This is a genomic window from Nonomuraea sp. NPDC003201, from assembly GCF_053590415.1.
The window spans coordinates 1-7885 of sequence record NZ_JBSFTC010000413.1; the positions used below are offsets into that span (position 1 = coordinate 1).

Annotated in this window: 9 protein-coding genes and 2 pseudogenes; 5 read left to right on the top strand and 6 right to left on the bottom strand. The window is 70.1% G+C overall.

The features are described from left to right. Positions 1 to 191: 191 nt before the first annotated feature. On the bottom strand, positions 192 to 866 hold the full coding sequence (locus tag ACWDX9_RS56065) for a TetR/AcrR family transcriptional regulator (RefSeq protein WP_449971007.1): 675 nt from the start codon (positions 864 to 866) through the stop codon (positions 192 to 194). Positions 867 to 953: 87 nt separating this feature from the next. On the opposite strand from ACWDX9_RS56065, the gene ACWDX9_RS56070 reads away from it, so the two are divergent. Next, on the top strand, positions 954 to 2084 hold the full coding sequence (locus ACWDX9_RS56070) for an FAD-dependent oxidoreductase (protein ID WP_449971010.1): 1131 nt from the start codon (positions 954 to 956) through the stop codon (positions 2082 to 2084). A 293-nt stretch (positions 2085 to 2377) separates the two neighbouring features. On the opposite strand, the gene ACWDX9_RS56075 is transcribed toward ACWDX9_RS56070, so the two are convergent. Together ACWDX9_RS56075 and ACWDX9_RS56080 are read right to left on the bottom strand one after the other, a co-directional pair. Next, a complete protein-coding gene (locus tag ACWDX9_RS56075) occupies positions 2378 to 2782 on the bottom strand; it encodes a hypothetical protein (protein WP_449971013.1) in 405 nt (134 codons plus the stop codon). 90 nt (positions 2783 to 2872) lie between these two features. After that, positions 2873 to 3505, bottom strand: coding sequence for a TetR/AcrR family transcriptional regulator C-terminal domain-containing protein (locus ACWDX9_RS56080; RefSeq protein ID WP_449971015.1), 633 nt, complete (start codon positions 3503 to 3505; stop codon positions 2873 to 2875). Between the two features lie 81 nt (positions 3506 to 3586). Here ACWDX9_RS56080 and ACWDX9_RS56085 point away from each other — a divergent pair, with 81 nt between their 5' ends. From ACWDX9_RS56085 to ACWDX9_RS56100, 4 genes and pseudogenes are all read left to right on the top strand, one after another. Beyond that, positions 3587 to 3829 carry a hypothetical protein gene (locus tag ACWDX9_RS56085; RefSeq protein WP_449971017.1) on the top strand — a complete coding sequence of 81 codons (243 nt, stop codon included), beginning with the start codon at positions 3587 to 3589 and terminating at the stop codon, positions 3827 to 3829. After that, on the top strand, positions 3826 to 4785 hold the full coding sequence (locus ACWDX9_RS56090; RefSeq protein WP_449971019.1) for a zinc-binding dehydrogenase: 960 nt from the start codon (positions 3826 to 3828) through the stop codon (positions 4783 to 4785). Before ACWDX9_RS56085 ends, ACWDX9_RS56090 begins: the two co-directional genes overlap by 4 nt. Positions 4786 to 5164: 379 nt before the next feature. Further along, a pseudogene (locus tag ACWDX9_RS56095) lies at positions 5165 to 5227 on the top strand (hypothetical protein); the annotation flags it as partial. Positions 5228 to 5357: 130 nt separating this feature from the next. Then, on the top strand, positions 5358 to 5585 hold the full coding sequence (locus ACWDX9_RS56100) for an ATP-binding domain-containing protein (RefSeq protein WP_449971022.1): 228 nt from the start codon (positions 5358 to 5360) through the stop codon (positions 5583 to 5585). 100 nt (positions 5586 to 5685) lie between these two features. On the opposite strand, the gene ACWDX9_RS56105 is transcribed toward ACWDX9_RS56100, so the two are convergent. From ACWDX9_RS56105 to ACWDX9_RS56115, 3 genes and pseudogenes are all read right to left on the bottom strand, one after another. After that, positions 5686 to 6108 carry a hypothetical protein gene (locus tag ACWDX9_RS56105; RefSeq protein WP_449971025.1) on the bottom strand — a complete coding sequence of 141 codons (423 nt, stop codon included), beginning with the start codon at positions 6106 to 6108 and terminating at the stop codon, positions 5686 to 5688. Next, a complete protein-coding gene (locus tag ACWDX9_RS56110) occupies positions 6105 to 6455 on the bottom strand; it encodes a hypothetical protein (protein WP_449971027.1) in 351 nt (116 codons plus the stop codon). Before ACWDX9_RS56110 ends, ACWDX9_RS56105 begins: the two co-directional genes overlap by 4 nt. 12 nt (positions 6456 to 6467) lie before the next feature. Beyond that, a pseudogene (locus ACWDX9_RS56115) lies at positions 6468 to 7885 on the bottom strand (hypothetical protein); the annotation flags it as partial.

The following is a 7885-nucleotide window of genomic DNA, read 5'->3' on the forward strand; positions in this document are numbered from 1 at the left end:
CCGCAGGCGCGGGCGCTGGTCCACGGGTACACGACCGCGACGGCGTGGGGAGCGGGCGTTCTGCTCCTGGCCGCCGCGCTGGCGGCCCTGCTGATCAACGCACCCGTCCCGGAGGCTCACGCCAGGCAGCGGTAGAGCGTCGCGGCGCGGTGGGTGCCACGCTGGAACGGCCCCTGGCAGGTGGTGGTGGTCTAGCGAAGGGTTGCGATGCCGGCCAGGAAGATGTCGACGCCGGAGAGGAACTGTTCGCGGTCGTCGTGCTCGCGCAGTTGCGTCGCCGCTCTCACCACGAACGGGTACTTGCCGGGGTCCAGCTGCGACCATTGTTCGGCGACGGTGGCCAGGAGGGCCGAGCGGTCCGCCTCACTGCTGGCAAGGACCCGGGCGTTCGCGGCATTCTGCCCGGCGACACCGAGCACGTAGTTCACGAGCGCGCCCGCAGCATCGAAAAGTGCATGCTCGGGAACGCCGAGCGCATCGAGCAGCCTGCCGATGCACTCGTACATCTCCAGCAGCGCGGGACGCCACGGCTCCCGGGAGAGTTGGGCGCCGACCCAGGGGTGCGCGTCGATCGCGTCGAACAGGCCCGATGCGACGGTACGCAGAGCTTCCCGCGGCTCCGTATCGATGACCACGCCGGTCATCACGCCGGCCATGACGTCGCCGGTGGCCGCCGCGAGCAGGTCGCTCTTGTTCGCGACATGGTGGTAGATCGCCCCGTAGCCGGTGCTCAGGCGAGTGGTGAGCGCACGGAAGGTCAGCGCGGTCTCGCCGCCGGCGTCGAGGATCTCGGTCGCGGCCTTGACGATCAGCTCCTTGGACAGCCCGTCCGCGCGTCGCGGGGTCCGCTGAGCCTTGTTCGTCATGGTCGCATTATTGCACCTTTGGATCGTCGATCCAAAGTCGTGCTAGCTTGATTGGATCGTCGATCCAAACCCCTCTGGAGGAACATCATGACGACACCGGTCACGATCATCGGTGCCGGCCTCGGCGGTCTGGTGCTGGCCCGCGTCCTGCACGTACACGGCATCCCCGTCACGGTCTACGAGGCGGAGCCCTCACCGGCCGCGCGCCGTCAGGGCGGGATGCTCGACATCCACCCCTGGAACGGCCAGCCGGCGCTCGAGGCGGCCGGGCTGATCGAGGGGTTTCGCGAGCTCGTCCTGGAGGGCCGCGAGTCCTACCGGGTCCTCGACCGGAAGGGGACCGTGCTGCTCGACCGGCCCGATGACGGCACGGGCGAGCGTCCCGAGGTGCAGCGCGGCGAGCTGCGGCAACTGCTGCTCGATTCACTTCCGAACGGCATCGTCCGGTGGGGGTGCAAGGTCACCGGCGTGCAGACACTGGACGAGGGCCGCCACAAGGTTGGCCTGGCCGACGGCACCACCGTCGTCACGAGTCTGCTCGTCGGCGCGGACGGCGCGTGGTCGCGGGTCCGTCCCCTGCTCTCGGGTGCCACCCCCGAGTACGTCGGCGTCTCGGTCATCGAGACGTTCCTGTTCGACGGCGACACCCGCCATCCCGCCGCCGCGAAGGCGGTCGGCGCCGGATCGCTGTTCGCGCTCACGCCGGGTAAGGGGATCCTGGCTCATCGGGAGAGTGGCGGAACCCTGCACAGCTACGCGCAGCTGGTGAAACCACAGCACTGGCTCGCCGACATCGATCTCACCGATGCCGCAACCGTGACCGCGCGTGTCGTCGAGGAGTTCGACGACTGGGCTCCCGCACTCACCGCCCTGATCACCGACAGCGACACCCCGCCGGTCCTGCGCCGCCTCTTCACCCTGCCGACCGGACACCGCTGGAATCGAACATCGGGCGTGACCCTGCTCGGCGACGCCGCCCATCTCATGCCCCCGAACGGTGAAGGCGCCAACCTGGCCATGCAGGACGGCGCCGCACTCGGCCAGGCCATCGCCGCCGGCCCCGACGACGTCGAGGCCGCACTCGCCGAGTACGAACAAGCCATGTTCACGCGCGCCGCCGCCGCAGCCGTAGATGATGACATCTACACGATCATGTTCGGCGACGACGCACCCCACAGCATGGTCGCCATGCTGGCCGGAGCCGAGCAGGGTTCATGAACTGCGGCACCCCTGCGGTGTGGTCAGGTCGACTCGGCGGGGTGCCGGGAGCTGGAAGACCTTCTCGGCTGCTGCCCAACAAGTCGAGAGCGACCAGGCTGGGCTGAGGAGAAGATCGAACCGCCGACGCCAGGCCGGATCGAACGGCTCCTGGGCGCTGCGGAGTCGATGTTCGAGCGGCACTTCACCGAGGCGGCCGTGGAGCGGCTGAGCGCCGAGTCGATCACGAGCCCGGATCCGCGGTCAGCGTGGCGACGGCCGCGCACAGCAGCCGGACACTCCGTACGAACTACTCATCCGGGGTCGTAGCGAGGCGCTTCCGCGAAGGTCATCGGGAGGCATTCCCGCAGGGCTGCGAGGCCCTGCGCGTCGGCGGCGATGATCCGCCGCCCGCCGGGCATCCCGGCCCCGGCCGGCGTCTCCATCAAGGACAGCGCCCCGGCGCTGAGCAGCTTCGGGCTGTCGGTGAGCAGCAGCGCGCCCCGGATGCCCCTTGATACTCTCGCGGAGCGCCACGGCCTGCGCCTCGATCCGCGCCTGCCACCCCGCGTCCCCGGGGAGGGCCGCCTGATGGTGTTGATGTTCCAGGCCGGACGGACCCTGGTCGGGGGTTGGCGCAGCGCCGGGGTCGGCACGTTGAGCACCTTGGCCAGGGACGGCACGAGCCGGAAGCGGGCGGTGTGGTGCGGGGCGGCCACCTTGCCCCGGCCGGTGCGGCAGGGCTTGCTGCGTTGAGCGACTCGGGGTGCTCGTGTCAGGGCTCACTCGCCTGCGGAGCGGCTGACCGGTCAGGACGTGGGGCCGGACTGCGCGGCAGGACCATGGATGATCTGTTCCAGGCAGTCGCGGAACAGATCGTCGACGGTGCGGCCAGCCTGGAAGTACTCTGTCACGCCGGCCATCACGGTGGGGTACGCCGTGGCGTAGGCGGCCATGTCGAAGCCGTCCAGGGCGTCCGCGTCGGGGCGGCCGGCCTGTTCCTCCAGGACGTAGCCGACGGTGAAGCGCAACACCGTCAACACGATCAGGCGAGCCTGCCGCAGGGGAATGCCCCGCCCGACCAGTGTGCTCATCGCCAGTTCGGAGATGGCGGCCATCTTGAGGGACAGCTGGGAGGCCGCGATGATCCGGGCTCCGTCCGGGTGGGCCAGCAGCGCGCGGCGCAGCCGCCCGGCCAGGCCGATCAGCCAGTCCTGCCAGCGCTCCTCCGGCGCGGGCGACGCAGGCTCGGGGAACTGCTGCTCAAGAATCGCCTCGGCGATCGCGGTGACCAGCGCCGCCTTGTTCGGGATGTGCCAGTAAAGGGTCGGCGACTGTACGCCGAGTCGGGCGGCCAGTTTGCGCGTGGTCACGCCGTCGAGACCCTCGGCGTCCAGTAGCGCGACGGCCTCGGTGACGATCCGCTGCTTGTCCAAAGCCAATTCCGGCACCTCCCTTCCGGAGTCTATCAGTGATAGAGTTCTCTATCAGTGATAGAGACTCACGTGCCAGAGGAGGCAACGATGAGACACCAGCACTCGCTTCGCGACCTACTGCACTGGGCGACCCATCGCATTCCGGGGGTTCCCGCGCACATCGAGCGGCCGGTCGGGCACCGGGGCCAGGCCCGCCACGGGTGGCGGCGCTCGCTCACGCACCCCCGTTCGCACCACCACGGGTTCAACCACTCTCCGGCCCGTCCGCCTCGCGTCCTGGCGGCGTGGCAGACGCGGATCGCCCGCTTGTTCGGGCAGGAGCTGGGATGAAGGCAGCGGTGCTCCACGAGGTCGGCGGCATCCCGCGCTATGAGGACTTCCCCGATCCGGTGGCCGGCGACGGCGAGGTGATCATCGATGTCAAGGCGGTCGCCGTCGAGAACGTCGACAAGGCGATCGCGGCCGGCACGCACTACGCCAGCGAGAAGTACATCGGCCGGCTTCCGGTGATCCCTGCCTTCGACGGCATCGGCGCCCTCCCGGACGGCACGCTCGTCGGGTTCGGCAACATCCGCCCGCCGTACGGCGCGCTCGCCGAGAAGGCCGTGGTGCCCCAGGGCTCCTACATGCCGATCCCCGACGGCATCGACCCGGCCGTGGTCGCGGTGATGGCCTCGGCCGTCACCGCGATGTCGATGAAGACGGCCGCGGGGTTCGTTCCCGGGGAGACAGTGCTGGTGCAGGGCGCCACCGGGGTCGCCGGGCGGCTCGCGGTCAAGGTGGCCCGGCTGCTGGGCGCCGGCCGGATCGTGGCCACCGGCCGCGACGACAACCAGTTGCGCGAGGTGCAGGCCATCGGAGCGGACACGGTGATCAACACCGCGGTCTCCCACGAGGCGCTGACCCAGGCGTACCTCGACGCGAGGGGGGACGGCTACGACGTCGTCGTGGACTACCTGTGGGGCAGGCCCAGCGAGATCCTGCTGCGCGCCCTGGTGCCGCGGTCGTTCGCGTTCGGCAAGCCGACCCGGGTGGTCCAGATCGGCGAGTCGGTCGGCACCGAGGTCGCCATCGCCGGGCCGAGCCTGCGCACCTCCGGTGTGGAGATCTACGGCGCGGCCAAGGGCCTCGACCCGCAGACCATGGACGAGGTGTACCAGCAGGTCGTGACGTGGACGCGGTCCGGCGAGCTCACCTTCGACGTGGAGAAGGTCCCGCTGAGCGACATCGAGACCGCCTGGCAGCGAACCGACCTCAAAGGCAGGCGACTCGTCGTGATGCCATGATCGGCCCGCGTCTACGACACACCAGCGCTGATCACCGGTCAGCGTTCCGTCTCCGAGCGGCGGTGCTTGGCCCCAGCGGTGGCAGGCCACGATCCGGGACCCCACGAGGCGATCACATAGCGGCCTTATGCAGCTGAGATGGGGCGTGACCCAGCAGAGACAGTCAGGCCACGTCCTCCTCCCTTCACCAGCACGTCCTGAGCCTGCTGCCCGAAGCCCGTCCGGGCAGCGGGCTCAGGGCGTCAGTCCCAGCTCGCGCAGTTTGCGCGGGCCGCAATCGTTATCCTGGGTTGGCGGCCTTGTCTTGCAGGTCAGAGCAAGATGATCTCTTCTGCTCATCGGCGACGGCGACCAGCTGCCCAGCATCGGGCCCGGCGACGTGCTCGCCGACCTGCTGCGCGTCGAGGCGGTCCCGCGGGTCCAGCTCACCCACGTCTTCCGGCAGGCGGGCGGCAGCGGCATCATCGACGCCGCCCACCGCATCCGCGCCGGCCGGCTCCCGGTCAGGACGGCCGGCGGCGGGTTCTGGTTCGAGGAGCGCGACGACCCTGACCCACGCCTACGCGATCAGCGTGCACCGGTCGCAGGGCAGCGAATGCCCGTTCGTGGTGGCGCCCGTCGTGGCCGAGTCGGGCGGGATCATGCTCCGCCGCAAGCTCCTCTACACCCTGGTGACCAGGGCGAAGGCGTGGGTGGTGCTGGTGGGTCAGCGGGAGGCGCTGGAGCTGGCCGTCCACCGGATCGGCCACCGGCGCAACACCGGCCTGGCCCGCCGCCTGGCCTCCGCCCTGGAAAGCTAGCCCTGGAAAGCTAGCCCGGCGGCGGTGCCCGGCCCCTTACCCTGGACGGCCGGCCCGGCGACCGCCCTCGTCCGGGACGAGGACGGCCGCGGGTCTCAGCTCAGGTGACTCCCTTCTCGTCGCCGGATTCCGCCACGTCCTCGGCCATCCGGGCCAGCACGTTCCTGGCGATCAGCGCCACGGTCTTCATATCGCCCAGCGCCTCGATCCGGCCGTCGGCCGACCCGCCGTGTTTGTCGTAGGCGGACGACAGCTCGCCGCCGTAGAGCGCTTTCCGCGCCCTCGGCACCGCCTGGTCGGCGAGCACCCTGAGCGCCGCCCGGTACTGGCCGGGCGGCAACGTCAGCAGATTGAGATGGAGGCCGGCCCCGCCGGGACCGTCGTGCCGGGGCACGACGCTGGGCTCTCCGAGCCCCGGCACCCCTTCGCGGAGGGCCGCCAGCATCAGGCCGAACATGGGCTCCGAGCCGGAGTACATCAGCCAGCTGTAGTCGGGCGAGATGGAGACGCTGTAGAGGTTCACTCCGTGCTCCTCTCGTCCAGCTCCCGCAGCACCTCGGCGGCCATCATGGCCAGGATCTCCAGATGATGGACCTCTCCGGCGAGGTGTGCCTCGTATCGCGGACCGCGCACGCGCGCCCCATAGACGGCCGGGACCTCCTCGGCCAGGACCCGCAGCACCTCATGGCGGCCAGGCTCCGGCAGGTCGTACACGCGGAAGTTGTGCAACTCCTCGAAATCGGCCTGGTCGGCGTACGACCAGACGGACTCGTCGTGGACCCGTTCCTTGAGGTACTCCACAACCCACGAGGACAGGCCCGTGGACGCGGGCCAGACATACTCCGCCGAGACACTGATGTCCCTGCTCATGCGCACCACCCCTCAGTGGATACCGACGAAGGAGACCTTGCTGGACCAGCCCATCTCCTGGTAATAGGCCCTGAGCGTAGCGAGCTCGGAGGCCCCCAGCTTCGACACGTCGAAGATCGTCACGTCGGTCTTGGCGATATGTTTGGCGATGGTCGCCTTCAGGTCGCCGCCATTACCCGCCCAGTGCGCGGCGAAGCGCTCCGGGGTGAGGTCGCGCCCCATGGCGTCATACGTCAGGCCGTTGGAGCCGACCCAGTCAGGGTTGGCCGGGGTCGGCTGGCCGGGCACGGGCTCGGGCGGCGTGTAGCGGCTGAGCCTGACACTCGACTGCGCTTCGAACAGCGTGGCGGACGCCGCCTCGTCGGCCCGGAAACCGCGCCTGGCATCGAAGCCCAGGTCGAAGGCGTGCGCCAGTTTGGCCACTTGCTCACTCGCCGTGCCGGTGGCCGTCATCCCGGTGACGGCCTCCAGACGGGCGACCGTCGTCGCCAGCGCTTGCGGCCGGACCTTGCCGGCGGCGACCGCCGTCCTCAGCGCGTCGACGGCGGCGTCGAGACCGAGACCGGTGCGCATCGCCGTCTCGAGCGCAACGATCTTCCGGGCGAACTCGGCGATCTTCTCCGGTGGGATGAAGATTGTCGCCGCCATCGCGCAGTTGCCGACTTTGCCCTTGGCGCACTCGGTGAAGTCGTGCGTGATGATCTTGAGCAGGTTCCGCAGCGCACCGGCCATCAGCTCCTGCTGGGTGAGGTGCCGGGTCGTCTCGTACTCGGACGTGAATGGCTCGCTGCCCAGCGGGAAGTACGAACCGGTACAGGAGCTGTCCGAGGAGTACTGGCAGTCGGACAGCACGAAGTAGTAGACCGTGCCTTCGAGATGCACGCGCAGCCTGATGTCGCACCCGCCGGTGCCCACACAATCGCTGAGCGGCTCGATGTAGCCCTTGTCGTTGAACACGAAGTACGTCAGGACGTTCGAATGGGACGCCACCTGGTCGTTCAGGTCGGCGGCTTCCTGAGCGGCCTCGGCGCGAGTGGCGGCGTCCTGGGCGTCCTTGGCCGCCTGCCGGGCGTTGGCGGCCGCGGTCTCGGCAGCGGTCGCGTCCGCCTCGGCCTGGGTGGCAACGTCGCGGGCCTTGGCCGCGTCGCTCTCTGCTGCACCGGCGGCCTCGCGGGCGGAGGCGGCGTCCCGCTCGGCCTCGTCGGCCGAATCACGAGCGTCGCCCGCGTACTCGTCGGCGGCGTCGGCGGCCGATGCGGCCGCCGCCGCGTCGGCCGTGGCCTGGCGGTCGTACTCGACGGTGTTGGATTCCGCCTCCACCGCCGCCTTGGCCGCCCCCTTCGCCTCTGCGGCCGAGGCTTGGGCCCTGGCGAGCGAGGCCACCGCCTGGGCCGCGGAACCCGCCGCCTGGGACGCCGCGGTGGCGGCGG

What these genes read in the sequence shown, in the direction of transcription:
- ACWDX9_RS56065 (WP_449971007.1), bottom strand. Translation starts at nt 866, where the DNA reads ATGACGAACAAGGCTCAGCGGACCCCGCGACGCGCGGACGGGCTGTCC.
- ACWDX9_RS56070 (WP_449971010.1), top strand. Translation starts at nt 954, where the DNA reads ATGACGACACCGGTCACGATCATCGGTGCCGGCCTCGGCGGTCTGGTG.
- ACWDX9_RS56090 (WP_449971019.1), top strand. Translation starts at nt 3,826, where the DNA reads ATGAAGGCAGCGGTGCTCCACGAGGTCGGCGGCATCCCGCGCTATGAG.
- ACWDX9_RS56085 (WP_449971017.1), top strand. Translation starts at nt 3,587, where the DNA reads ATGAGACACCAGCACTCGCTTCGCGACCTACTGCACTGGGCGACCCAT.
- ACWDX9_RS56110 (WP_449971027.1), bottom strand. Translation starts at nt 6,455, where the DNA reads ATGAGCAGGGACATCAGTGTCTCGGCGGAGTATGTCTGGCCCGCGTCC.